26 protein-coding genes are annotated in these 24,371 nt (G+C 65.3%); 15 read left to right on the forward strand and 11 right to left on the reverse strand.

Features of this window, described 5'->3' with window-relative positions; all coding sequences use genetic code 11:
- Positions 1-37 precede the first annotated feature (37 nt).
- Complete coding sequence (locus AC56LV_RS14515; protein ID WP_499558618.1) at positions 38-580, reverse strand: DNA-binding protein; 543 nt, start codon at positions 578-580, stop codon at positions 38-40.
- 187 nt (positions 581-767) lie between these two features.
- On the reverse strand, positions 768-2,120 hold the full coding sequence (gene tssK, locus AC56LV_RS14520) for a type VI secretion system baseplate subunit TssK (RefSeq protein WP_499558620.1): 1,353 nt from the start codon (positions 2,118-2,120) through the stop codon (positions 768-770).
- Positions 2,121-2,283: 163 nt separating this feature from the next.
- On the opposite strand from tssK, the gene tssE reads away from it, so the two are divergent.
- From tssE to AC56LV_RS14540, 4 genes are all read left to right on the forward strand, one after another.
- Entirely contained in the window at positions 2,284-2,808 is a 525-nt protein-coding gene (gene tssE, locus AC56LV_RS14525) for a type VI secretion system baseplate subunit TssE (protein ID WP_499558622.1), read from the forward strand.
- Between the two features lies 1 nt (position 2,809).
- Positions 2,810-4,696 (forward strand): type VI secretion system baseplate subunit TssF, encoded by a 1,887-nt coding sequence (gene tssF / locus AC56LV_RS14530; protein WP_499558623.1) that lies wholly within the window; start codon positions 2,810-2,812, stop codon positions 4,694-4,696.
- Positions 4,660-5,829, forward strand: a complete 1,170-nt coding sequence (gene tssG, locus AC56LV_RS14535) for a type VI secretion system baseplate subunit TssG (RefSeq protein WP_499558625.1) — start codon at positions 4,660-4,662, stop codon at positions 5,827-5,829. Before tssF ends, tssG begins: the two co-directional genes overlap by 37 nt.
- A 75-nt stretch (positions 5,830-5,904) precedes the next feature.
- Positions 5,905-6,312 (forward strand): DUF2750 domain-containing protein, encoded by a 408-nt coding sequence (locus tag AC56LV_RS14540; protein WP_183554928.1) that lies wholly within the window; start codon positions 5,905-5,907, stop codon positions 6,310-6,312.
- Between the two features lie 22 nt (positions 6,313-6,334).
- Here the strand turns inward: AC56LV_RS14540 and AC56LV_RS14545 are convergent, their stop codons facing one another.
- The gene (locus AC56LV_RS14545; RefSeq protein ID WP_499558627.1) at positions 6,335-8,320 is read right to left on the reverse strand and encodes a PAS domain-containing hybrid sensor histidine kinase/response regulator; all 1,986 of its coding nucleotides are present in this window, start codon (positions 8,318-8,320) and stop codon (positions 6,335-6,337) included.
- A gap of 234 nt (positions 8,321-8,554) precedes the next feature.
- On the opposite strand from AC56LV_RS14545, the gene AC56LV_RS14550 reads away from it, so the two are divergent.
- Positions 8,555-10,816: a PhoX family protein gene (locus AC56LV_RS14550; protein WP_499558629.1), complete on the forward strand. Its 2,262-nt coding sequence runs from the start codon at positions 8,555-8,557 to the stop codon at positions 10,814-10,816.
- 85 nt (positions 10,817-10,901) lie between these two features.
- On the opposite strand, the gene AC56LV_RS14555 is transcribed toward AC56LV_RS14550, so the two are convergent.
- Positions 10,902-11,801, reverse strand: a complete 900-nt coding sequence (locus AC56LV_RS14555; RefSeq protein ID WP_499558631.1) for a LysR family transcriptional regulator ArgP — start codon at positions 11,799-11,801, stop codon at positions 10,902-10,904.
- A 95-nt stretch (positions 11,802-11,896) separates the two neighbouring features.
- On the opposite strand from AC56LV_RS14555, the gene AC56LV_RS14560 reads away from it, so the two are divergent.
- The 4 genes from AC56LV_RS14560 (at position 11,897) to nfsB (ending at position 16,086) form a co-directional block, all read left to right on the forward strand.
- On the forward strand, positions 11,897-12,514 hold the full coding sequence (locus AC56LV_RS14560) for a LysE/ArgO family amino acid transporter (RefSeq protein WP_499558633.1): 618 nt from the start codon (positions 11,897-11,899) through the stop codon (positions 12,512-12,514).
- Positions 12,515-12,593: 79 nt separating this feature from the next.
- Positions 12,594-13,898, forward strand: coding sequence for a Xaa-Pro dipeptidase (locus tag AC56LV_RS14565; RefSeq protein ID WP_499558634.1), 1,305 nt, complete (start codon positions 12,594-12,596; stop codon positions 13,896-13,898).
- Between the two features lie 457 nt (positions 13,899-14,355).
- Positions 14,356-15,363 carry a zinc-binding alcohol dehydrogenase family protein gene (locus tag AC56LV_RS14570; protein WP_499558636.1) on the forward strand — a complete coding sequence of 336 codons (1,008 nt, stop codon included), beginning with the start codon at positions 14,356-14,358 and terminating at the stop codon, positions 15,361-15,363.
- A gap of 69 nt (positions 15,364-15,432) precedes the next feature.
- Positions 15,433-16,086 (forward strand): oxygen-insensitive NAD(P)H nitroreductase, encoded by a 654-nt coding sequence (gene nfsB / locus AC56LV_RS14575; RefSeq protein WP_499558638.1) that lies wholly within the window; start codon positions 15,433-15,435, stop codon positions 16,084-16,086.
- Here the strand turns inward: nfsB and AC56LV_RS14580 are convergent.
- Positions 16,079-16,588, reverse strand: coding sequence for a GNAT family N-acetyltransferase (locus AC56LV_RS14580; RefSeq protein ID WP_499558640.1), 510 nt, complete (start codon positions 16,586-16,588; stop codon positions 16,079-16,081). The two genes, nfsB and AC56LV_RS14580, sit on opposite strands and share 8 nt — an antisense overlap.
- Positions 16,589-16,743: 155 nt before the next feature.
- Between AC56LV_RS14580 and AC56LV_RS14585 the strand changes: the two genes are divergently transcribed.
- From AC56LV_RS14585 to AC56LV_RS14595, 3 genes are all read left to right on the forward strand, one after another.
- The gene (locus tag AC56LV_RS14585; protein WP_499456092.1) at positions 16,744-17,091 is read left to right on the forward strand and encodes a DUF6152 family protein; all 348 of its coding nucleotides are present in this window, start codon (positions 16,744-16,746) and stop codon (positions 17,089-17,091) included.
- 71 nt (positions 17,092-17,162) lie between these two features.
- Positions 17,163-17,582 (forward strand): DUF6644 family protein, encoded by a 420-nt coding sequence (locus AC56LV_RS14590; protein ID WP_499558642.1) that lies wholly within the window; start codon positions 17,163-17,165, stop codon positions 17,580-17,582.
- A 66-nt stretch (positions 17,583-17,648) separates the two neighbouring features.
- Entirely contained in the window at positions 17,649-18,425 is a 777-nt protein-coding gene (locus AC56LV_RS14595) for a glutaminyl-peptide cyclotransferase (protein WP_499558645.1), read from the forward strand.
- On the opposite strand, the gene AC56LV_RS14600 is transcribed toward AC56LV_RS14595, so the two are convergent.
- Genes AC56LV_RS14600 through AC56LV_RS14610 form a run of 3 tightly spaced genes read right to left on the reverse strand, consistent with a single transcriptional unit; the run spans position 18,426 to position 21,257 of the window.
- Positions 18,426-19,451 (reverse strand): zinc-dependent alcohol dehydrogenase family protein, encoded by a 1,026-nt coding sequence (locus AC56LV_RS14600; protein WP_499558647.1) that lies wholly within the window; start codon positions 19,449-19,451, stop codon positions 18,426-18,428.
- A gap of 52 nt (positions 19,452-19,503) precedes the next feature.
- Complete coding sequence (locus tag AC56LV_RS14605) at positions 19,504-19,968, reverse strand: DUF2269 family protein (protein WP_499558902.1); 465 nt, start codon at positions 19,966-19,968, stop codon at positions 19,504-19,506.
- A complete protein-coding gene (locus AC56LV_RS14610; protein WP_499558649.1) occupies positions 19,968-21,257 on the reverse strand; it encodes an SDR family oxidoreductase in 1,290 nt (429 codons plus the stop codon). The genes AC56LV_RS14605 and AC56LV_RS14610 overlap by 1 nt, the downstream gene beginning before the upstream one ends.
- Before the next feature lie 36 nt (positions 21,258-21,293).
- Between AC56LV_RS14610 and AC56LV_RS14615 the strand changes: the two genes are divergently transcribed.
- On the forward strand, positions 21,294-21,767 hold the full coding sequence (locus tag AC56LV_RS14615) for a hypothetical protein (RefSeq protein WP_258836890.1): 474 nt from the start codon (positions 21,294-21,296) through the stop codon (positions 21,765-21,767).
- Positions 21,768-21,777: 10 nt separating this feature from the next.
- Here AC56LV_RS14615 and AC56LV_RS14620 read toward each other — a convergent pair whose 3' ends face one another.
- From AC56LV_RS14620 to AC56LV_RS14630, 3 genes are read right to left on the reverse strand one after another with little or no spacing between them, the layout of a single operon-like run.
- Positions 21,778-22,635 carry an oxygenase MpaB family protein gene (locus AC56LV_RS14620; RefSeq protein WP_499558651.1) on the reverse strand — a complete coding sequence of 286 codons (858 nt, stop codon included), beginning with the start codon at positions 22,633-22,635 and terminating at the stop codon, positions 21,778-21,780.
- 1 nt (position 22,636) lies between these two features.
- Positions 22,637-23,569 (reverse strand): DUF808 domain-containing protein, encoded by a 933-nt coding sequence (locus tag AC56LV_RS14625; protein ID WP_499558653.1) that lies wholly within the window; start codon positions 23,567-23,569, stop codon positions 22,637-22,639.
- Positions 23,548-23,724 (reverse strand): hypothetical protein, encoded by a 177-nt coding sequence (locus tag AC56LV_RS14630; RefSeq protein ID WP_499456085.1) that lies wholly within the window; start codon positions 23,722-23,724, stop codon positions 23,548-23,550. The genes AC56LV_RS14625 and AC56LV_RS14630 overlap by 22 nt, the downstream gene beginning before the upstream one ends.
- Before the next feature lie 47 nt (positions 23,725-23,771).
- Here AC56LV_RS14630 and AC56LV_RS14635 point away from each other — a divergent pair, with 47 nt between their 5' ends.
- Entirely contained in the window at positions 23,772-23,981 is a 210-nt protein-coding gene (locus AC56LV_RS14635) for a BrnA antitoxin family protein (protein ID WP_499558655.1), read from the forward strand.
- An 89-nt stretch (positions 23,982-24,070) separates the two neighbouring features.
- The gene (locus tag AC56LV_RS14640; RefSeq protein ID WP_183554962.1) at positions 24,071-24,358 is read left to right on the forward strand and encodes an HU family DNA-binding protein; all 288 of its coding nucleotides are present in this window, start codon (positions 24,071-24,073) and stop codon (positions 24,356-24,358) included.
- Positions 24,359-24,371: the final 13 nt, after the last annotated feature.

Raw genomic sequence — 24,371 nt, forward strand, 5'->3', positions numbered from 1 at the left:
GCGCCGGGGCCTTTGTCATTGTGCGGTGCAAAGCGTGTTATTTGCGTGAACGCAGCGCTTCGAGCTCGGCCCGCAGTGCGCTGCGCTCGGTGCGCGAGGTGTCGAGTTTCGCCTGCAAATCCTTCAGCTCGCCCATCAGGTTGTCGCGCTCGGTCGTGGCGCCAATCAGGTCCATCTGGGCCTGCAGGCGCGCATCCGACTCGGCTGCCGTAGCCGTCACATTGCGTTCGAGCTGCTGGCGCAGATCGGCCAGTTGCGCATCCTTGCCGTCGATCGCCAGCTGGTCCTTGGCCTTGCCGACCAGGGCGTCGGTGGCGATCTGGCGCGCGTTGCGCAGCTCGGCCGTCAGGCGCTGGATTTCTTCATCGCGCTCTTCTGCCATCGATTGGGCATGGTCGCGCGCGGCCTGGGCTTCGTCCAGGTCGGCCTGCAGCGCCAGCTTCTCGCTGTCGGCCGTTGCCAGTGCGTCGCGCAGACCGGCGCCGGCGTCGTGCGCATACTGTTGGGCCCAGGCACTCAGCTCAGCGAGCAGGGCTGGGGGCATCTCGGCCTTCGGTGGGGCGGCCATGGCAGTGGTCATTGCATGTCAAATCGTTGGGTGAAGAGGCGTTTATCATACGTGATAGTTTCCAATGAGAATTAAATCATCCGTCAAATAGCGCGGATGTGTTGCGTCGTTGCTGCTGCAAAAAGCTGTGCATACAGGGGTACGGTTGAGTATTCAGACTTATCCACAGGTTTATCCCCATCGGGTCGGCAGCGCTCCATCACGCCACCACGGCCAGCAATTCCAGCTTGAGCTCCCTCAATCCTTCCGGTGCGTAGATCGAGATCGACTGCGCCTTGAGCATGCGCTCGAACATCGGCCCTTTCGATTCGAGGTTGAAGTAGCAGGTCTCGGGCCGCACGGGGATGGCGGCCGGCGGCTGCGGCGAATACTGCAGGCGCACGCCGGGCAGCGCCGAGAGCACGAACTTTTCGACATCGTCCGGCGCGCCCACCTTGAAGCGCAGCGGCACGATCTCCACCAGTTCGAGCGCCGCGATGTCGGCCGATACCGCGATATAGAACGTGGTGGCGTTGTCGATCTTGCCGGAGTCGAGCATCCCGATGTGGTACGACGGGCGGACCTCGTTGAGCGCGATGCCGAAGTACTTGGCCGAGATCACCGTGTCGAGCAGTTCGCGGATGATCATGTGCAGCTTCGCGAAGGCCGGGCCAGGGTCGCCATGCTGGTAGGCCGGCAGGTCGGCCAGGGTCCAGCTCTTCGAGAACGTCATCAGGCCGCCGGCCACGTCCAGCAGCGACTGGAACAGGCGTTCGGGATGCAGCGCCGGATGATGAAAGTGATGCGTCAGCGCCGCGTAGGCTGAACTGGCCGTGTGCAGCAGCCAGAACGACGACATGTCGCCCGAGCGAAATTCGATCACGTTGCGGGTCGGTTCGCGGTGGTGGCCGTAGAGCGCACCGACCTTGGCCTGCAGCGCGTCGAGCAGGCGCCGCAAACCCTGGAACAGCACCGGTGACGCGCCCACCGACAGGGCTGGCGGCACCATGGCCGGATCGGGCTCGAAGCCGCCGGTGGGCGTGCGCCGCACGCGCAGCAGCGGGAAGTGGATGTAGGCGTCGCGTGGCTCGAACTCGGCCACCAGCCGCAGCGCGCGCCGCAGATAGGCCAGCTGCACCGGCGCGGCCTGCGTGAACAGGTCGGGCGCTTCCAGGTTCGCCTGCATGAAGCGCGCCGCGTTGTCGGCGGACGTCGCGGCCTGCCCCGGCTGCACGAAGTTGGCATTGAAGGGCTTCAAGCCCGGCAGCGCCGCGTAATACGTCACCGCCTGCACCGTTTGCGCCAGCGTGCTGAGGTCGATCGTGGCGGGCAGCTCGTCGCTGCCGGGCGCCTCGTACAGCTCGCCATCCTGGAAGCGCAGCGCCAGCCCGGTCACACGCAGCATGCTGCTGGCCAGCGCCTCGCGGTCGATCTCGCACAGCTCCACGCCCCAGGCATAGGGATGGGCCGCCTTGACGCTCTTGAACAGGCAATGCTCGTGATACGCATCCTGGCGCTGGAAGTGCTGGGGGCGCAGCAGCAGGCCTTCGCCCCAGAGAACTTTGCTCGTCATGGTGCTGTCTTCCCAGTTGTTATGGCCGGAAAGAAACAATAACGACGACGTAGAGTTGCCCACGTGAAGTTCATCAACGTTTGGCGACGAACCGCATGGCAACATGCGAATGGTTTTCACCACGCAACATTCCCCTCCCCGCTGTACCGCGAAGGAACGCTCCATGAAGGGATACACGCCGGATCTGTTCGATCGTCTGCTCGGCCAGCCGGTACGCCAGGGCGTCGTCATCGTGCGCCTGAATGTCGACGAGTTGAAGGATGCGGTGGCGCGCGACCTCGAGGCGCTCCTGAACACGCGCTCGATCATCCAGGAGGGCGAGCTTGCCGGCTACACCGAATGCAAGACGTCGATGGTCGACTACGGCCTGTGCGATTTCGCCGACCGCTCGCTCTCGAGCCCTTCCGACCGCGCCCACATCTGCGCCTGCATCGAAGCGGCCATCACGCGCCATGAGCCGCGCCTGACCGGTGTGAAGGCGCAGCTGGCGCTGCGCGACGAGGCGGCCGGCCCGTCGATCAATCGGCTGAGCTTTTCGATCACGGCGGTGCTGGTGGGGAGCGTGTCGCAAGAGCCGGTCAACTTCGACGCCGTGCTGCAGCCGTCCACGCTCCAGTACAGCATCCGCAAAGCCGGTCGCGCGGCAGCAACAATGGCAACAGCGGCGTCGCCGGTGAAGGAGACCTGAGATGGACCAGCTCCTGCCCTATTACGAAAGCGAACTGGCCTACCTGCGCCACAACCTGCGCGAATTCGCCGAACGCTATCCGCGCGTCGCCGGGCGCCTGTTGATCAGCGGTGAAGTCTGCGAAGACCCGCACACCGAACGCATGATCCAGTCGTTCGCGTTTCTCAACGCGCGCATCGCCCGACGTCTCGACGACGATTATCCCGAGTTCACCGAAGCGCTGTTCGGCGTGCTCTACCCGCACTACCTGCGCCCTTTTCCATCGTGCTCGATCGCGCAGCTCGGCCCCGCCATCACTGCCAGCACCGACGCCGCCACCACCGCCACCGGCGCCGCTGCCGCTGCCGCCCAGCAGACGAGCGTGACGACGATCGGGCGCGGCGCCGCATTCAACACGCGCCCCGTGCGCGGCGTGGAATGCACGTTTCGCACCGTGTATCCGGTGACGGTCGCGCCGCTGGCCATCACGCGCGCGGCGTTCTCCCCGATCATCGGCGCGCCCGACACGGTGCGCTTGCCGGCCGGCGCCACGGCCAGCATCAGCGTGCGCGTGGCGATTACCTGCGACGGGCGCGGACTCGATGCGCTGGCGCTGCCGGCGCTGCGCCTGTTTCTCGATGGCGAGCCGTCGCTGTGCGCGGCGCTGCGCGACGCGCTGCTGGTGCGCACGGTGGCCGCCTACGTGCAGGCCGATGGCGGGCACTGGCTCGCGCTGCCGGCGCTGCCGGTACGCAGCGCCGGCTTTGGCGACGACGAGGCGCTGATCGATTTCCCGGCGCGTTCGCATGCGGCGTATCGCCTGCTCACCGAGTACTTCTGTTTTCCCGAAAAATTCAACTTCGTCGATCTCGACCTGGCCATGCTGACGGCCGCCCTGCCCCGCGGCACGCGCGCGCTGACGGTGCACCTGGCACTGGCCGGCATTCGCAGCGACTCGAACCTGGCGCGCATGCTCGGCACGCTCTCGACCAACAACCTGCTTACCGGCTGCACGCCGGTGATCAACCTGTTCCCCCAGCGCGGCGAGCCGATCCAGCTGACCCACGCAAAGGCCAATTACCCGGTGCTGGCCGACGGGCGCCGCGCCTATGGCTACGAGGTCAATGCCATCAACGACGTCAATATGGTGCGCCAGACGGCGCAGGGCGAAACGATCATCAAGTTCCAGCCCTTCTATTCGCTCAAGCATGCGCAGACGCCGCAGCACAATGGGCACTACTGGGCCATGGCGCGCGATGAAGCGCTGGCTGAACGCAGCCCCGGCTTCGAGACGCAGATCACGATCGTCGACATCGATTTCGACCCGGCCAAGGTCGAAAAGACCACGCTCAATCTCGAACTGACCTGCACCAACCGCGACCTGCCATCGCTGCTGCCATACGGCCAGCCAGGGGGCGACCTGTTCACGGAAGGCGGCTCGAGCACGCGCGCCATCACCTTCCTGCGCAAGCCGACCCGCACCTGGCGCTTCGCCCGCGGCCGCAGCGCGCAGTGGCGCCTGATCTCGCTGCTGTCGCTGAACCACCTGTCGCTGGCCGATGGCGGCGTCGACGCATTTCGCGAAATGCTGGCGCTGCACGATGTGCCCCGTTCGGCCGCCTCGACGCGCCAAATCGGCGGCATTCTCGCGATCGCCTATACGCCCACCAGCGCCTGGTTGTCCGGCAATCCCTTCAATTGCCTGGTGCGCGGGATCGAGGTGCGGCTCAGTATTGATGAAGAAGCGTTCGTCGGCAGCGGCATCCACCTCTTCGCCCACATCATCGAACGCTTCCTGGCGCTGTACGTGCACGCCAACAGCTTTACCCAGCTGGTGATCGTGTCCCATCAATCGTCCGAGGAACTGCTGCGATGCGCACCCCGAAGCGGCGATCTGAGTCTGCTGTAATCGAGCAGCTGTTCCGCGAGCCGTGGCGCTTCGATTTCTTTCAGGCGGTGCAGGTGCTCGAGTTGTGGCTGCGGCGTCGCGGCAAGCCGGCGCACGGGCTGGTGGCCGACATGCTGCGCTTCCAGAATTCGGTGTCGCTGGGTTTCCCGGCCAGCCAGCTCGAAAGCATCCATGCCGACGTGCGCGACCTGTCGATCGGCATGCCGTTCGCGCTGCCGATCGACGCCGCAGCGCTGGCCGACGCGGTGCAGGAAGGCACGCTGCGCCATGTGCACCTGACGCCGGCCTTCATGGGTCTGCTGGGTTGCAACGGCGTGCTGCCAGCGCATTACACCGAGCGCATCGCCGCGCACCAGGCGCACCACAAGAACGAGGAAGAAGACGACGGCCCGCGCGCCTTCCTGGATGCGTTCTCGAACCGCTCGCTGGCGCTGTTCTACGAAGCCTGGCGCAAGTACCGCCTGCCGCTGAAGTACCAGCCCGATGGCCAGGATGCCTTCCTGCCCCTGTTGATGAGCCTTGCCGGACTGGGTGACGCGGCGCTGCGGCGGCGCCTGAGCGACGTGGGCGACGGCGCCGTGCTGGATGAATCGATCGGCTATTTTGCAGCGTCGGTGCGGCACCGGCCGGTGTCGGCCGTGCAGCTTGCGCGCTTGCTGTCCGAGTATTTCGGCCAGCCGATCGTGGCCGAACAATTCATCGGCGCCTGGTATGACATCCCGGCCGCGCAGCAATCGATGCTGGGCCAGGACAGCGCCGTTCTCGGTACCCGCGCGCTGGCCGGTGCGCGCGTCTGGCAGCGCACGCTGCGCCTGCGCCTGATCGTCGGGCCGCTGGCGCATGCGGGCTTCCAGGCCTTCCTGCCGGGCGGGCTGGCCGCGCGCGCGCTCAAGAGCGTGCTGGCGTTGTTTACCGGCGTCGCCCTCGAATACGAAGTCGAGCTGGTGCTGCGCGCGGCCGACGTCCACAACACCACGCTGGACGCCGTCAGTCCGGGCCGGCTGGGCTGGGACGCCTTTCTGGTGCTCGATGCGCCGCCGTGCGACCGGCACGATGTGCGCTACGACCTGCATGCCACGCCAGCCCCGGTCGTCAAGACAGCGCCTGCCACGTCGCAGCCGTTTGTTAGGTGACAAACGCACCCCGTGCATCCCGATGGCGTATCCTGACGGCTGTGGGGCATCACGCCTCGATGGACTGGAGTGGTGATGAGCGAACAGATCATCTCGGCGATCAAGCTGGGCGGCCAGCAGCTGGCGGCCGTCGTGACGCTGGCGGGACCGGAACGCTACGAGTATTTCATCCGGCGCGCGGCCGAGGCGCGCGAAGTATGGGGCCTGTACCAGGACGGCTGGGCGCTGGCCAAGACCGACGACGGCACCCTCGTGTTTCCGATGTGGCCGGCCAACGAGTACGCCACGCTGTGCGCCGAATTCGAGTGGGACGGCTACGACGCGCAGGCGTTCTCACTGGAAGAACTGATCGAAGAACTGCTGCCGCAGCTCGAAGAAGACAGCGTCCTGCCGGGCGTGTTCTACACGCCGGGCGACAAGGGCATCACGCCCACCGTGGCGCAGCTGATTGGCGATCTCGAGGACGAACTGCGCCGCAACTGATCGCGCTGGCCAGGCGCCGGCGTTACAGGCCCGCCAGCAGCGCCTCGACCACGTCGAGCTGCACCGGTTTGGTCAGGTGGTGGTCAAACCCCGCCTCGTTCGAGCGCTGGCGGTCGCTCTCGGCGCCCCAGCCGGTCAGCGCCACCAGCACGATGTCTTCCAGGCCCGGCGTGGCGCGAATCGCGCGCGCCGTCTCGTAGCCGCTCATGCCCGGCATGCCGATATCCAGAAACGCCACGCGCGGGCAGAACGCCTGCGCGACGGCCAGCGCCTCGTAGCCGTCGTGCGCCACCTTCGCCGTGTAGCCCGAGATCTCCAGGATCATCGACAGCGTCACGGCTGCATCGACGTTGTCGTCCACCACCAGCACCTTCAGGCCACCGGCTGCGTTATCAAGCGCCGGCGCCGGCTCGCCTGGCGCCGGCCCGGCCTGTACTGCCTCGGCGGCCAATGGCAGGCGCACCGTGAAGATGCTGCCGGCATTGGCGCCGGCGCTGGTGGCGGCGACCGAGCCGCCATGCATCTCCACCAGGCGCCGCACCAGCGACAGGCCGATGCCCAGCCCGCCCTGCGAGCGGTCGACCGTGCGGCCGATCTGGCTGAACATCTCGAACACACCGGCCAGCGCGTCCGCCGCGATGCCCACGCCGCTGTCACGCACCGTGATCACGGCGTCAAGGCCATCGCGCTGCGCCGACAGGGCGATCTGCCCACCCGGCGGCGTGTACTTGGCCGCGTTATTGATCAGATTCGCCACGACCTGCGCGATGCGGGTCGCGTCCGCGTCCACCGGCAGGGCCGCATCGGGCACGTCGACCGTCAATGCATGCTCGCCTGCGTCGATCAGCGGCATGCTCGTTTCGACCGCGCTGGCCAGGATGGAAGCCAGGTCGGTGCGCTGGCGCTTGAGTTCCAGCTTGCCGCCGCTGATGCGGGCGATGTCGAGCAGGTCGTCGATCAGGCGCACCATGTGCCCGACCTGGCGCTCCATCATGTCGCGCACTTTCGCCATGGCTGCCGGGTTGTCGCCGCTCATGCGCATGACCGACAGGCCGTTCCTGATCGGCGCCAGCGGGTTGCGCAGCTCGTGCGCCAGCGTGGCCAGAAATTCCGTCTTGCGGCGGTCGGCCTCGGCCAGGTCGTCGGCCAGCCGCCGCAGCGTCGATTCCGACTGCTTGCGCGCCGAGATGTCGTTGAACAGGAGTCCCACCTTGCGGCTGTCCGCACCGCCAATACGGGTTGCGTAGACATCGAACCAGCGGTTCATGGCCGGCGCCTCGTTCTCGAAGCGCACCGGCTCACCCGTGAGCGCCACGCGGCCATAGGTGTCGAACCAGAAGTCGTCGAGCCCCGGCAGCATGTCACGCGCGGTGCGGCCCACGGCATCCTTCAGGCCCGTGTGGGCTTCGAAGGTCGGGTTCATCTCGAGGAAGCGGTAGTCGATGGGCCGGTTCGCCTCGTCGAACAGCATCTCGAAAATGCAGAAGCCTTCGTCGACCGAGTCGAACAGGGTGCGGTAGCGTTCTTCGCTGGCGCGCAGCTGCTCGACCACCCGCTTGCTTTCGATGTTTGCGGCCTGCAGCTGGTGCAGCAGCCGTTCGCGCTCCTCGCTGGCGTTGCGCTGCTGCGTGATGTCGCGCGAGATCACGAGCAGGTGGGCGCGCAGGCCGTCGCCGCTGGCGGTGCGGGTGACCATCACGTCCCACCACTTGGGCGTGCCTTTGGCGGTGGGACAGGCGGCAACGAGATGGCCGGTACCGCCGGCACGCGCCGTCTCCAGCGCCGCGCGCACGGCGTCGTGGGATGCGGCCGGCCAGAACGCCATCCATGACTGGCCACGCAGCAGGGCGATATCGTCGATTTCCATCGCGCTGCGGCCATTGCAGTTCATTGCGAGGATCGTGCCATCCGTGTCGAGCAGTTTCACGCAGTCGGGGATGGCTTCGAACAACGCCCAGCCGAAGGAGACGGCGTCCTGTGCCGGCATGGTGTCGCGGGGTTCCTGCATGTGTGACCTTCCGGCTATGTCTCCAGACACGGAGAGCGTTAAAACAATTTCAACAGGAAATTTTACCCAGATCGCCGCAAACTTGCAGTAATGATGCATACGTCGTGCATCCAGCCTGGGCGTACTCCCCCTCATGTCATCAAACTGTGACCAAACTGTCACGCAGGCGTCATCTTGCCTTACTACTATTCACGGGCTTTCCCTTATCCACACAACAAATACAGGATCCATCCCGTGAACAAGCCGACCGATCTCGCCCGCCATGGCATCGACCATGACGATATCGACCTGAATACTTCGTCGAACGAGCAATTCAGCACTGTCATGAACGCCCGCCTGAGCCGCCGCAACATGCTGCGCGGCGGCGCCGCCACGGCCGCCACCGCGCTGCTGAGCACCTTCGGCCTGACCGCGTGCGGCGGCTCGGATGATGATCCTGTCACGGCGGCCCCACCGCCAGTGGTTACCACGCCGCCGGCGCCGGTCGAAAAGCTGCTCGGCTTCACCGCCGTCGGCAAGAGCCTGGCCGACACCGTCGTCGTCCCGGCCGGTTACACCGCCAGCGTGATCTATGCGCTGGGCGATCCGCTCGCGGCCGGCACCCCCGCCTACAAGAACGACGGCACCGACACCGATTTCGAGAACCGCGCGGGCGACCACCACGACGGCATGGAATTCTTCTCGCTGTCCGCCGACGGCGCCGTCTCGACCACCGGCGTGACGCGCGGCCTGCTGGCCATGAACCACGAAGCGACCACCAACGAAGGCCTGGCCTCGTTCTTCGTGCACGCCAATGGCGGCACCAATACGCTGCCGCGCCCGGCGCTGGAAGTCGACAAGGAGATGGCGCTGCACGGCCTGTCCGTCGTCGAAGTGCGCACCACCAACGGCAAGTGGGAATACCTGCAGAATTCGAACTTCAACCGCCGCGTGCACCAGCAGACCGAGGTCCAGATTTCGGGTCCGGTGCGCGGCAATGCGCTGGTCAAGACCAAGTACTCGCCGGACGGCACCAAGTTCCGCGGCACGCTCAACAACTGCGGCACTGGCCGCACCCCGTGGAACACCTATCTGTCGGGCGAAGAAAACTGGGCCGGCTACTTCACCCGCTCGGCCACCGACAACGCGGCGCGCGGCGACAAGAGCGTTGCATCGCTCAATCGCTACGGCGTGGCGCAGGGCGCGGCCTCGCGTCACGGCTGGGAAACGGGCGGCACTGACGACAAGTACGCACGCTGGAACATCAGCAAGAAGGGCACGTCGATCGACGGCAGCGATGACTACCGCAATGAACTCAACGGCGAAGGCTACATCATCGAGATGGATGCCTACGACAAGACCCGTCCACTGAAAAAGCGCACCGCGCTGGGCCGTTTCGCCCACGAGAGCGCCGCCTTCGGCCGCCTGCTGGCCGGTACGCCGCTGGCCATTTACATGGGTGACGATTCGCGCGGCGAGTACATCTACAAATTCGTCTCGACCGCCCCGTGGAATCCGGCCGATGCCGTTGCCACCGACCGTATCGCCACCGGCGACAAATACCTCGACAGCGGCAAGCTGTATGTGGCCAAGTTCAACGCCGACGGCAAGGGCAGCTGGATCGAACTGAACATCGCCAACGCCGCGATTGCCGGCTACGCCAACTACAAGTTCGCCGACCAGGCCGACGTGTTCGTCAACGCCCGCCTGGCGGCCGATGCCGTCGGCGCGACCAAGATGGACCGTCCTGAATGGTGCTCGGTCAACCCGGCCAACGGCGAGATCTACTACACGCTGACCAACAACAGCAACCGCCGCGCCGAGCCAAGCGGCTCGAGCCAGGTTGGCGTGGACGCGGCCAACCCGCGCGCCTACACCGACATGAAGGGCACCACCGCCCAGCCGGGCAACCCGAACGGCCACATCATCCGCATGAAGGAAGATGCCGCCGGTTCGACCGCCACCACCTTCAGCTGGGACGTGTACCTGTTCGGCGCCGAAGCGGCTGCCGCTGCGAGCACGATCAACCTGTCCGGCCTGACTGCGGACCAGGACTTCTCGAGCCCGGACGGCATGTCCTTCACCGTCTCGACCGGCATCTGCTGGTTCCAGACCGACGATGGCGCCTACACCGACGTCACCAACTGCATGATGCTTGCCGGCCTGCCAGGCACGGTCGGCGACGGCAAGAAAGTCACCGTGCCGAACGCGAAGGCCGACGGCTCGGTCGTGAACATCGACACCTACGTCGGCAAGGCCCCAACGGCGGACACGCTCAAGCGCTTCCTGGTGGGCCCGAAAGGCTGCGAGCTGACCGGCATCGCCGAAACGCCGGACGGCAAGGCGCTGTTCGTCAACATCCAGCACCCGGGCGAGACTACGGCGGCTGCCAATCTGGCCGATCCGACCAAGTACACGAGCCAGTGGCCAGCCAACGCCGGCTACGGCGCGGGCAAGCGTCCGCGTTCGGCAACGCTGGTCATCACCAAGAACGACGGTGGCCGCATCGGTTCGTGATCGCCTGATCTGAGGTGTGTTTGACCTGAGGGGCCGGCTGCTTGCGCAGCCGGCCTTTTTTCGTTGTGGCGCCTGCCCGCATGGTTCAAGGCTGATCGAGCGGCAGGAGCGCGGCGCGCGCGGCCTTGAGCAGCGCCGCGCCCATGCGTTCGAGGCGCGGGGGCTGGATTCGCCAGGCGTGCCAGTACAGCGGCACGTCGTGCGCGATGGCGGGCGACAGGTCGACCAGTGCGCCGCTCTGCAGCAGCGCCGCACACTGCTCGTGCGGCAGCATGCCGTAGCCCAGTCCGAGGCGCACTGCCTCCGCGAACGCATCGCTGGACGGCACGTAGTGAAACGGGTACGCGCCATCGGGCAGTCCGAATTGCGTGAGCAAAAACGACGACTGCATCGCATCCTTGCGGTCGAAGACCATCAGCGGCGCGACCTGCGCGGTGGCACGCGTGATCCCATTGGGGAACCAGCGCTGCGCGAACGCGGGCGAGGCCACCAGCCGGTAGCGCATCACGCCGAGCAGGCTCGCGCCGCAGCCGCGCATTGGTTCCGGCTCGCCCGAGATGCAGGCCACCGCGTGGCCGCCTTCGAGGAGCGAGAACGTGTGGCCCTGGTTGTCGAGGATGAATTCGACGAGCAGCTGTTCGTCGATCAGGATGGGCGCCAGCACCGGCAGCAGCCAGGTTGCCAGCGTGTCGTTGTTGACCGCGAGCGTCACGCGCGCCGGGCCCGGATCGCCCGTCATCTCGGCCAGGAACTCCGATTCGAGCAGCGTGGAGCGGCGCAGGTATTGCAGCAGCCGCGCGCCGGGTGCGGTGGGGCGGCAGGGGCGGCTGCGCACCAGCAGCGGCGTGCCCATGTCCTGCTCCAGCGCCGAGATGCGCTGCGAGACGGCCGACGGTGTGATCCTGAGCTGGGCGGCGGCGGCTTCCAGGCTGCCGGCGTCGATGGCGGCAAGGAAGGCAGCACTGCGGCGAGGGTCGAGCTTCATGATTAGCGCTTCTTACGTGGCCTGAATAATCATGAATATAATTGAAGTCGAGTTCATGGGCTGGAATAGTGGCGGCTTTCGCACGAAAGGCTGCCATGTTCTCGCAACAGATTTATCTTCAGGGGCTGGGGCTGGGCGCAGGTCTCATCATGGGCATCGGCGCCCAGAACGCGCACGTGCTGCGCACCGCAGTGCGAGGGCGGCACGTGCTGCCGACGGTCGCGACCTGCATCATCGTCGATGCGATCCTGATCGCGGCCGGCACCAGTGGCCTGGGCGCGCTGATCGAAGCGTCGCCGGTCCTGATGCCGCTGGCGCGCTACGGCGGCGCGGCATTCCTGATCTGGTACGGGCTGCGCTGCTGGTCGAGCAGCTGGCGTGGCGGCACGACCTTGTCCGGCGACGCAGCTGCGCAGGCGCAGACGCTGGGCGCGGCGCTGGTGACCGTGCTGGCGCTGTCGCTGCTCAATCCGCACGTGTATCTGGACACTGTCGTGCTGCTGGGGGCAGTCGGCAGCAGCCTGGCGGCGAGCGAGCGCAGTTCGTTTGCACTGGGGGCGATCACCGCGTCCGCGCTGTGGTTCTCGGCGATTGGGCTGGGGGCGCGGCGCTTCGCGTCAACGCTTGCGCGGCCAGGGGTGTGGCGCGTGATCGAGGCGCTCACGGGCGCCGTGATGCTGGTCTTGGCGGTGCTGCTCGTGGTTGACGCGTGAGGCTGCAAAAAAAGTGAATGGATACGGTGCATGGCGGTGTAAAGTTGCATTTTGTCCATTCAATTTTCAAGGAGCTGGCTTGAACCGCAAGAACCGTTTGGCACTGAATCTGATGGCCCTGTGCATGGCCACCGTGGGCTGGTCCGGCGTACACGCCGCCGACGTCATCATCAGCGCCGAGCGGCTGCTGGACGTGAAAACCGGGCGCATGATCGACAAGCCCGAGATCCTGGTGCGTGACGGCAAAGTCGTCAGCATCGGGCGCGCGGGTGGCGCAAGTGGCACAGTCGCCGCTGGCGAAGCCGCTACGCGCATCGACCTGCCCGGCATGACGCTGCTGCCTGGCCTGATCGACATGCACGTCCACCTCGATTCCGACCCTACCTACGGCGGCTACAGCAACCTCGAATACAACGACCGCTTCTGGTCGGCGCTGGCCGTGGCGCATGCGGGCAAGACGCTCGACGCGGGCTTTACCACGGTGCGCAATCTGGGCGCGGCGGACTGGAACGACGTCGGCCTGGGCCAGGCGATCGCCGCCGGCAAGGTACGCGGCCCGCGCATCATCCCCGCCGCCTGGTCGTTTGGCCCGACCGGCAGCCACTGCGACAGCACCTACTTCCCGCCATCGATGGACCAGAAAGGCCCATATAACGCCGACGGTCCGGACGAAGTGCGCAAATCGGTACGCTCGCTGCGCAAGTACGGCGCCCAGGTCATCAAGGTGTGCGCCACGGGCGGCGTCTTCTCCCGCAACACCGAGCCGGGCCAGCAGCAAATGAACCTCGCCGAACTGCGCGCGGCCGTCGAAGAAGCGCACCAGTGGGGCCTGCAGGTCGCCGCGCACGCGCACGGCGCCGCCGGCATCAAGGACGCCATCCGCGCCGGCGTGAACACGATCGAGCACGCCAGCCTGATCGACGACGAAGGCATCGCCCTGGCCAAGAAGCATGGCGCGTGGCTGTCGATGGACATCTACAACGGCAGCTACACGGCGCTTGAAGGCAAGAAGAACGGCGTGCTGGAAGACAATCTGCGCAAGGACCGCGAAGTGACGGAACTGCAGCGCCAGAACTTCAAGCGCGCACACGCAGCCGGCGTGAAAATGGTCTTTGGCACCGACGCCGGCGTCCACCCGCACGGCGGCAACGGCAAACAGTTCGCCGTCATGGTCCAGTACGGCATGACGCCACTGCAAGCAATCCAGAGTGCCACCATCAATGCCGCCGAAGCACTGGCACGCAAAGACCTCGGCATCATCGAACCCGGCCGCTACGCCGACCTGGTCGCCGTCGAAGGCGACCCAACCGTCAACGTCCGCCTGCTGGAAGCCCCCGCCGTCGTCATCCAAAACGGCCTCATCGTCAAACGCACCACCCCCTAACAATGAGGGTCAGTGTAGAATTAATGAGCAATAGCCCTGCGTTAACCCACTAAATGTTGCAGCGTCAACAGAGTTGAAGCACTTGAATACATGCCAGCTTTAATTAGGGTCAGAGTCGAATTAATTTTCAATTTATTTCAAAAAATTGACAAACAATTCGACTCTGACCCTAATTGTTTTCTTTGAATTTTATATGATCAGGCATGATTTAATTTCCTGATTTAAATTAGTATCTTACAGGCATATTTTTATGCCGAATTACCCTTTTAAACAATTAGGGTCAGAGTAGAATTAATGAGCAATTGATCCAATTTTCGTTCGATCTGGCTTCAAGACTGAGCTCGGCTCCATGTCTTGCAAATCAATTAGGGTCAGAGTCGAATTAATAAGAAATTGATTAACTGAAGTTGTCAAACAATTCGACTCTGACCCTCATTGTTTGTTTTTAGGAGAAGAAATGAAAGCAATTGTTTATACGCAGAATGGGCTGCCGATCGATGATCCGAAGGCGCTTGTCGAGATGGAATTGGCGATGCCGGTGGCGGGGCCGCATGATGTGGTGGTCGAGGTGCGTGCGGTATCGGTCAATCCCGTCGATACCAAGATTCGCCTTGGCGTGGCGGTGACTGAGCCGCGTGTGCTCGGGTGGGATGCCAGTGGTGTCGTGCAGTCGGTTGGTGAAAGCGTCACGCTGTTCGCGCCGGGCGATGAGGTGTTTTATGCCGGTTCGCTTATTCGCCCCGGCACCAACAGCCAGTTCCAGGCGGTCGATGAGCGCATTGTCGGCAAGAAGCCCCGGACGCTCGGCTTTGCCGAAGCGGCTGCCCTGCCCCTGACGTCGATCACGGCCTGGGAGCTGCTGTTCGACCGCCTGCGCGTGCCTGAAGGCGGCGGGGCTGGCAAGTCGCTGCTGGTCATCGGCGCGGCCGGCGGTGTTGGCTCGATCCTGATTCAGCTCGCGCGCCAGCTTACGGGCCTCACCGTCATCGGCAGCGCTTCGCGCGATGCCACGCGTGAATGGGTCACCAAACTGGGTGCGCACCATACCGTCGACCACACGCGCCCGATGCAGCCGCAGCTGGCCGAACTGGGCTTCGACCAGGTGGATATCGTCATCAGCCTGACCCACACCGATCATCACTACGCCGACATCATCGAGGCCCTCGCGCCGCAGGGCCAGCTGGCGCTGATCGACGATCCTGCCACGCTTGACGCAGTGCCGCTCAAACGCAAATCGATCTCGCTGCACTGGGAGCTGATGTTCACGCGCTCGCTGTTCGGCACACCCGACATGGTGCGCCAGCACGAGCTGCTGAACCGCGTGGCCGACATGGTCGACGATGGCCGCCTGACGACGACCCTGGGCGAGCACTTCGGCTCGATCACGGCCGACAACCTGCGCCGCGCGCATGCGCTGATCGAAAGCGGCAAGGCCATCGGAAAAATCGTCCTCGAAAACTTCTGACGCCGGAATCGCTTACCATCGTGGGATTGAAAAATCCCACGATCACCCAGCGAAAGCGAAAGGAACACCATGGACATTCTGTCGGCCGCCAAGAAACGCCATACTGCCAAAGCCTACGATAGCGAGCGTCGCATCCCCGAAGAAGTGATGCAGCAAGTGTATGACCTGCTGCGTAGCAGCGCGTCGTCGGTCAATTCGCAGCCATGGCACTTCATCGTTGCCAACACGCCCGAAGGCCGCGCGCGGATTGCCAAGGCAACCCAGGGCGGCTACGTCTACAACGCCGCCAAGGTCAACGATGCGTCACACGTGATCGTGCTGTGCGCCCGCGTCGACATGGACGAAGCGCACCTGGACGCGCTGCTGGAGCAGGAAGAGCGCGACGGGCGCTTCCGCGACGCGCAGGCGCGCGCCGGCCAGGACGCCACCCGCCGCGGCTATGTCAACCAGCACCGCTACGGCACCAAGGACGTGGCCCAGTGGCTCGAGAAGCAGGTGTATCTGGCGCTGGGCACCGCGCTGGTCGGCGCGGCCACACTGGAGATCGATGCGACGCCGATGGAAGGCTTCGACCAGAAGATCCTCGACGCCGAATTCGGCCTGAACGAGAAGGGCTTGACCAGCCTGGTGCTGGTGAGCTTCGGTTACTCGTCGCCAGCCGACTTCAATGCGGGCTTGCCGAAGTCGCGCCTGACGCAAGAGGCGACGTTCACCTTCATCTGACCGATCCCCAAACGACCCCGCCATCGCAAGCGGGTGACAGCATCTTTTCCATGAACACGGACGCGATGCCGATCCCGCTGCGATGCGCGTACACCTCGTCGCGCACCCGCATGAAGCCGGCGCGCTCATAGAACGCCACTGCATTGAGCGACGCCGACAGGAACAGGCGTTGCACGCCGCGCCCCTGCGCCAGTCCCTCGAGCCAGCGCAGCAAGTCCAGCGCGATCCCGCGTCCCTGATGCCTTGGTTCGACAAACACAGCATCGACTTCGCCGCTGGCCAGGTTGAGCACCGCGAAGCCTGCCAGCGCGCCGTCTTCTTCCGCCACCACGGCGCTCCCCAGATTCACCAGCTCCGCCAATGACGCCGGCGGCGCGCTGGCGGACCAGGTCTCGATCACCGTCGCTGGATAGTGCGCCGCGCAACTGGCCCGCACGGCTCGTGTGCGTAGCAGCCACAAGGCCGCAAGATCGGCTGCGGTGGCCGCGCGGCATATCAGCATGATCCACTCCTGATGCGTTGGTGACAGCACATCGTACACGCGCCCGTACCCAGGAAACGTGCGCAGAAAGCGAGCACCGAAACCGTGCGCCCGCATCCCCGCCACAGGCATATGCTGGCGCTGCATTCGTCGAGTCACCCTCACCGGAGTCGCCCATGAAACGCACACCTGCTTTGGCCGCGCTGCTGCTCGCCATGTCCGCCAGCGCCGCCGCCCACCACGGCTGGAGCGAGTACGATGCCACCCGCCCGCAGCAGCTGACCGGGACCATCGAGGAATCGGGTTACCGCCAGCCTCACGGCTACGTCCGCCTCAAGACCCCGGACAAAACCTGGCTCGTCGTACTGGCGCCACCCAGCCGGATGGAAAACCGTGGCTTGGCCAGGGACATGCTGGCCGTCGGCGGCACCGTCACCGTCGTCGGTTATCCCAACCGCACCAAGCCCGCCGAACTGCGCGCTGAACGCATCACGGTGGGCGACAAGGTCACGGAGCTGCGCTGAGCGCCGCGTACGCGGCGGCGGCGTGGCTCGCATCGACCCCGCCGGCGCACGCCCTGCGCGATAGCGCCTGGTTGTACCCGCTCGTCGAGATCATCAACATCGTGGGCTTCACGGTGCTGGTCGGCGCGGTGGCCATGTTCGACCTGCGCCTGCTCGGCCTTGGGCGTGCGCGGCCGGCTGAGGCGCTGCCCGTGCAGGCGCTGGCGCGCCACCTGCTACCCTGGTCGTGGGCCGGGTTGCTGCTGATCGTGCCCAGTGGCGTGCTGCTGTTCTCGACCCAGCCCGAGCTGCTGGATAACCGGGCCTTCCTGCTCAAGCTGGCGCTGATCGTTGCGGCGGGTGGCAATGCGCTGGCGTTTCACGTCGGACCCTGGCGCGCGGCCGCATGCTGGCCCGCCAAAGCGCCGCTGCGCGCCCGATTGCATGCGGCCCTGTCGCTGCTGCTCTGGGTCGCCGTCATCGCCTGCGGGCGGCTGCTGGCGTATGTGTAGCAAGCCCGTCGAACAACCACCCGGCTTTCGTGCTACAGTCTCCTGCCGCTTTCCTCCCGACCCGCCATGCTGAAACAGCTCACCACCTTTGCCATCGCCGCCCTCGTTGTCGCCAGCAGCGCCCACGCTGCGCCGCCGGTCTACGGCTTCGTTGTCAAGAACACCTACCCCCACGATCCGCAAGCCTTCACGCAGGGTCTGTCCTACCGCGACGGCTACCTGTACGAAAGCACGGGCCAGATCGGCCACTCGACGATCCGCAAGGTCGAACTCAAGACGGGCAAGGTGGTGCAGAAGGCCGATCTGCCGGCCAACGTATTCGGCGAAGGCTCCACCGCAGTCGGCAATACTCTGGTCGGCCTGACCTGGCAGTCGCAGGTCGGCTACGTGTTCGACCTCAAGACCTTCAAGCTCAAACAGCAATTCAAGTACGAGGGCGAAGGCTGGGGCCTGGCGGGCGACGCGAAGCAGCTGTACATGAGCGATGGCAGCGCCGCCATCCGCATCCTCGATCCGAAGACGATGAAAGAACTGCGCCGCATCCAGGTCACGGCCGAGGGCCAGCCGGTGCCGCGTCTGAACGAGCTCGAATTCGTGAACGGCGAGCTGTACTCGAATGTCTGGGGCACGGACCTCATCCTGCGTATCGATCCCGACAGCGGCAAGGTGCTCGGCTTGATCGACCTGACCGGCCTGTTGCCCCCGGAAGCGCGCGGCACCACATCCGTCGACGCCGTCCTGAACGGCATCGCCTGGGACGAAAAAGGCAAGCGCCTGTTCGTCACCGGCAAGCTGTGGCCCAAGCTGTTTGAAATCGAGCTGGTGCCACGCCTGCGCCGCTGATTACGCGGCTTTGGTCACGTCGATCACGACCTTGCCGAAGTGCGCACCGGATTCCAGATAGCGGTACGCGTCCTGCGCCTGGTCGAACGGGAACACGCGGTCGATCACCGGCTTGACGCCGCTGGCGTCGACGAAGCGCATCACGTCTTCCAGCATCGCGCGGCTGCCCACGTGCACGCCCACCAGGCGCTTGGCGCTGGCCAGCAGCGCCGCCGGATTGACTTCGCCGCCAAAGCCGCTTACGCCGCCAATGATGGCCACCGTGCCGCCCATCGCCACCGCCGCCACCGACCGGTTCACCGTCCCCTGGCCGCCCACTTCCAGCACCACCTGCGCGCCCACGCCACGGGTCAGGTGCAGCACTTCGTCCTGCCACTCAGGGATCGTGGTGTAGTTGATCGTGTGGTGCGCGCCCAGTTCGCGTGCGCGCGCCAGTTTTTCGTCGCTCGACGAGGTCACGATCGTGCGCAGCCCGGCCGCGCGCGCCAGTTGCAGGCCCAGGATCGATACGCCGCCCGTCCCCAGCAGCAGCACGGTGTCGCCGGGTTTGACGTGATTGCCCGAGACGAAGATGGCATTCCACGCGGTGACCGCTGCGCAGGGCATCGTGGCCGCCTCGATGAAGCTCAGGCCCGCCGGGACAATCGCCAGCGCATCCTCGTGCAGCACGACTTCTTCGGCCAGCATGCCGTCGATGTCGCCGCCCAGGCCATTGCGGATCTTGGCGGGCGTTGGTGCGCCCTCGTGCCAGAACGGAAAGAACGAACCGGCCACGCGGTCGCCCACCTGCACGCGCGTGACGCCCGGCCCGACAGCCAGCACTTCGCCGGCGCCGTCCGAACACGGGATGATCGGATCGTCGACCGAGACCAGGTAGTTCCCGGCTGCGACCATCAGGTCGCGGTAGTTGAGCGCAACAGCGTGGACGCGAATGCGCACTTCGCCCAGGCCAAGGTCGCGCACTGGATACTCGATGGCTTGCAGGCCGTCGATGTTGGCGCCGTGAAGAATTTGGTATGCCCGCATGGGTGCTCCTGTATTGAAGAACGTCGTGTTGAAAAAAGGCGTGGTGGCGGCCTTACACCGGCTTGGCCACCATCAGCCAGAAAATGACGATGAACGCCGCAAACGCCGGCACGCCCAGCGTCACCCAGATCCTGAAATAGCGCCAGTACAGCGCCGGCAATTCGGTAGCGTCGCGCGCTGCGCCGCAGGCCAGGTCGCGCATCCGGATTTGCAGCCACACCACCGGCAGCCAGCAGGCGCCGGCCAGCACGTACAGCATGATTGACCACATGATCCACTTGCTGTGCAGCGGATAGCCGGCCAGGTGGATCATGTAGAAGCCGGTGAGCGGCTGCAGCACGGCCGTGGTGGCGGTGAACAGCCAGTCGGCGATGACCACGTATTTCGAGACCACCGCGATGGCGCGCACGTCGCGGCTCACGTTCGCAAACAGCATGTACCAGGCCGACCCGATCCCGGTGCCAAACAGCAGCGTCGACGAGACGATGTGCAGCCATTTGAGCACCAGGTAATCCATCATTTGTCCTCGAGGTGGTAGAGCAGCCAGATGGCCGCCAGCAGCGGCAGGTTCTTGATCAATGGCCCGAACGGATGGACCAGAAATTCCGGCAGCTTCAGTGCAATCACGACGCTGTACACGCCGATCAGGCCCAGTTGCCCCACCCACAGCCAGCGGCGCCGCGGCAGGAACAGCGTGCCCAGTCCCAGCAGCAGATCCAGGCCTGCCGCGCCATACAGCGCGGGCAGTTGCAGCTCCGGCGGCACGCCCGCCTGCGCCAGCAGCGCGAGGCTGTCCTCGATCGGGTACAGGCCGAGCGAAACGATCGCCGTGATGATCCAGACCGCGGCAATGGCGTAGCGCAGGACCGGCAGGAGCCAGCCAAGCTTGGCGCGCGCGCGTTCGCACTCGGCGTCCTGGATGAAGGCACTGACGGGCCGTGGCGGATGGCCGATCAGGTTGGCCGTGAGTGTCGCATCGGCGCTGTTGTCGTGATCGAGCATCTTCAGCGCGTCGCGATCCAGGAGCGAACCTGGCAGCAGCCCCGCGACGCCGGCCGCGAACCGGGCCACCGGCCCGGGCAAGTGCAGTACCGGCTGGCGGCCCATGGCCATCGCGCGGCGCAGCGTGGCCAGGTACTCGGTGAAGGGCATCGCCTGCGGCCCTACCAGCGGCACGCGCATCGTCGCGCCGCCGTCCGGCGCCATCGGTAGCCGGTGCTTGAACAGGCCGATGATGGCGGCCACCAGATCGTCGACGTGGATCGGCTGCACCAGCTGCGGCTTGCTGCCGAAGCGCAGCGTGAACGGCATGCTGGCCAGCGTGCGCATGGCGCGCGCGCTGGCGCCGTCGCGGCCGTACACGAGCGACGGCTGGACGATGTAGGAACGCAGCGGCAGCGACGCGAGGTAGTCGTCGGCCTCGCGCTTGGACACGTGATACGGCGTCGTCCCCTCGCGATCGGCGCCCAGCGCGGACAGCTGGACCACCATCTGCACGTCATGCGATTCAGCGCAGGCGGCGAACAGGGCGCGCGGCGTTTCCTTGTGCAGGCGGACAAACGTCTGGCGGCCGCTCTCGCGAAAAATGCCGACCGTATTGATCACGGCGTCGATTCCCGAGAGGCGCGACAGCCAGGTTGATTTATTGTTATCGTTGGTGAAATCAGCATGGATATAGCTGAGGCGCGGGTCGTCGCTCGTTTCGGGATGACGCACCGCACAGACGACGTGGTGGCCTTCGGTCAGCAACGCTTGCAACAAGTGTTGCCCAACAAACCCGCTTGCACCCGTCAGCAAAATCCGCATCCGATGTTCCCTTTACGCGATCGAAAAGAGGATTGTATGAAATATACGGTAATACAGCGCGCACTCGTCTCCGGTGCGGCCTCGAGTATTGTCTCGACGGTGGCCATGGCGCTGGTCGCAAAGAAAGATACTGGCAGCCCCTATGCTGCAACCAATGCTGTCAGTCACTATGTGCACGGCCGCAAAGCCAGCTACCGCGACCGTTTCTCGCTGCGCTATACGGTGCCTGGCCTGTTGATTCACCATGCCAGCGCCACTGTCTGGGCACTGGTGTTCGAGCGTGTCATGGGCGGCGTGCTTGATCAGAAGAACCCGTCGGCCGTCCTGGCCTCGGCAGCGGCGACGTCGGCCTTCGCCGCCTTCACCGACCACAAGCTGACGCCACGGCCATTGCAGCCGGGGTACCAGAAACGCCTGTCGAACAAGTCGCTGGGTGTGGTCTACACGTCGATTGCCGTCGGCATGGCGCTGGGCTCGATGTTCTTGCGGCGCAATCAGCCGCCGAAGTGATGGTGTGCTACTAGTGCGGTCTGGCTGTCGCCAGCCGCCGGGCGGCCTGCGCCGGTGGCGTGTCGCCCAGTGGCAGCAAGCCGGCGCCGCGCGCCAGGGCCCGCACCAGCGTGGCTTCTCCAAACCGCAGGCCATGGCCGCGTAGCTGCGGCAATGAGCGCACCGGCTCCGGTGTGATCTCGATGGCGGCGCGTACCAGCAAACGCTGAAGCGGCTGCAGGGGCGCCGGCAGAATCGGCGCCTCGGCCATGATACGAATGAAATCGGCCAGGATGGCCGACCCTTCCAAACCAGGCGCACTGCGCGCCAGCATGGCGTCCCACTCGCTCCACGAGCGCGGCGCACCTGTCGCGCCATACAAGCGCGCCGCATGCTGCGCCTCGGCGAACGCTGCGTCCTTCTCCAGCGCCGACAAACGGCGCGCGTAGCGGTGATACGCCTCGGTAAAGCCGAAGGTGGCCGTGGCCTGGACCCAGTCCAGCAGGCGCGGATCGTCCGCGTGGTACGGCACGCCGGCCGGCGTGGTGCCCTGCACGTGGTGGTGGATACGCACCACGTTCGCGATCAGTTGTTCGGCCGCCGAGCGGGGGCCATACACCGTCATCATCGCGGCAAAGCCGGTGCGGCGCAGGCGCAGGCCCGGGTCGCGCCGGAAGCTGCTGTGGTCCCAGACGCCGGTGCGCACCGAGGGTTCGGCCAGCTCGAGCAGCACTGCCGTTACCCCGCCAACGAACAGCGCGACCGGGTTGGCGAACACCTGCCAGGTGATGCCGCCGGCCGGCGCCAGCGCCGGTTCGCCGGCCGGCTGGCTGAAGTCGAACGCCATGCCGGCCGGTGGCTGCATCAAGGCCCGCAGCTGCGCCAGCACGTCAGCCTTTCTTGCCCCGCATACGCTGGATCAGCGTCACGACGGCGACGATGATCGCACCGACGAGCACGCCGACGAGAGCGTCGACCAGGGTCGGGACCAGGAACGCCAGCACGCCACCGATGGCCGGTACGTCAGCCACGCCGGCAGCCATGCTTTGCGCGAAGTGGTGCACGGCAGGGATGGCGTGGGCGATGATGCCGCCGCCGACCATGAACATGGCGGCCGTACCGACCACCGACAGCACCTTCATCAGGCGCGGCGCAAACGCCAGCAAGCCCTTGCCCAGGCCGCGCGCGGCGCCGTTCTGGCTCTTGCTCAGGTACAGACCCGCATCGTCCATCTTGACGATGGCGCCTACCAGGCCGTACACGCCGATCGTCATCATGATGGCGATCGCCACCAGCACGGCGACCTGCTGGCCAAAGGCGACGCCCACCAGCGTGCCCAGCGAAATCACGATGATCTCGGCCGACAGGATGAAGTCGGTGCGCACGGCGCCCTTGATCTTTTCTTTTTCCAGCGCGACCAGGTCGACCTCGGGATTGGCCACCGCCGCCACGTGCGCCGCCTTGTGCTGCGCATCTTCCTCAGGGCTGTGCAGGAATTTGTGCGCGAGCTTTTCGGCGCCTTCGAAGCACAGGAAGGCGCCGCCGATCATCAGGAGCGGTGTGATAAGCCACGGCAGGAACACCGAGATGGCCAGCGCCGCCGGCACCAGGATCGCCTTGTTGACGAACGAGCCTTTGGCCACGGCCCAGACCACGGGCAGTTCGCGATCGGCGCGCACGCCTGTGACTTGCTGCGCATTGAGAGCCAGGTCGTCGCCCAGGACGCCGGCGGTTTTCTTGGCGGCGACCTTGCTCATCACGGCAACGTCGTCGAGGACGGTCGCGATATCGTCCAGTAAGGTCAGTAAACTTGCTCCAGCCATGGGTCGTGCTCCTTCAAAATTAAGTTGCAATGATAGTAACCGAGGCGCCGTAAAGTACCTACACGGTTCAGCGCCGGTTTTTGCGTTTCAACCCCGCCAATCTGCATCTCGTCGCTTTTGCCGCGCGCGCCGGATGCGCTGTACGTATCGTTCATGCTGAAGGTTGCGGTGCTGCAGCCTCGTCCCCCATCAAGGAGATCCCATGAACACCGATTCGATCCAGGCCGCCGCTCCCGTTCGCCGTGTCCGTCCTCCCAAGCGCAAGACCCGCATCACCATCTATCTCGACGACGAAGTCCTCAACGAATTTCGCACCCTGTCCGAGCGTTGCGGCACCGGATACCAGACCCTGATCAACGCCGCGCTGCGCAACCGTTTGAACGGTCCAACCGGCGAAACTGGCGTCGCATAAGGCTTCCTTGCAGATTTCCCTCCTGGCGCGGCATTACACTTAGCAATATTTATGCTAATCTTCCCGCTCTTTTAACCCCGGAGGGATTTATGAAAAAAGGCGAACTGATCGCAGAATTCGCGAAGCGTACCGAGATGTCCGGTGCTGCCGCTGGCGTGGCCGTGAACACGATCATCGAGATCATCACCGAGCGCCTCAAAAAAGGCGACACGGTCGGCATCACCGGCTTTGGCACCTTCTCGGTGACGAAGCGCGCTGCACGCAAGGGCCGCAATCCTGCCACCGGCGAAGTGATCAAGATCGCGGCGTCGAAGAGCCCGCGTTTCTCGGCTGGCGCGACCCTGAAGGCATCGGTCAACCCGACCAAAAAGAAGTAAGCACCATCCCACG

The organism is Telluria sp. RB2R28, assembly GCF_059685835.1.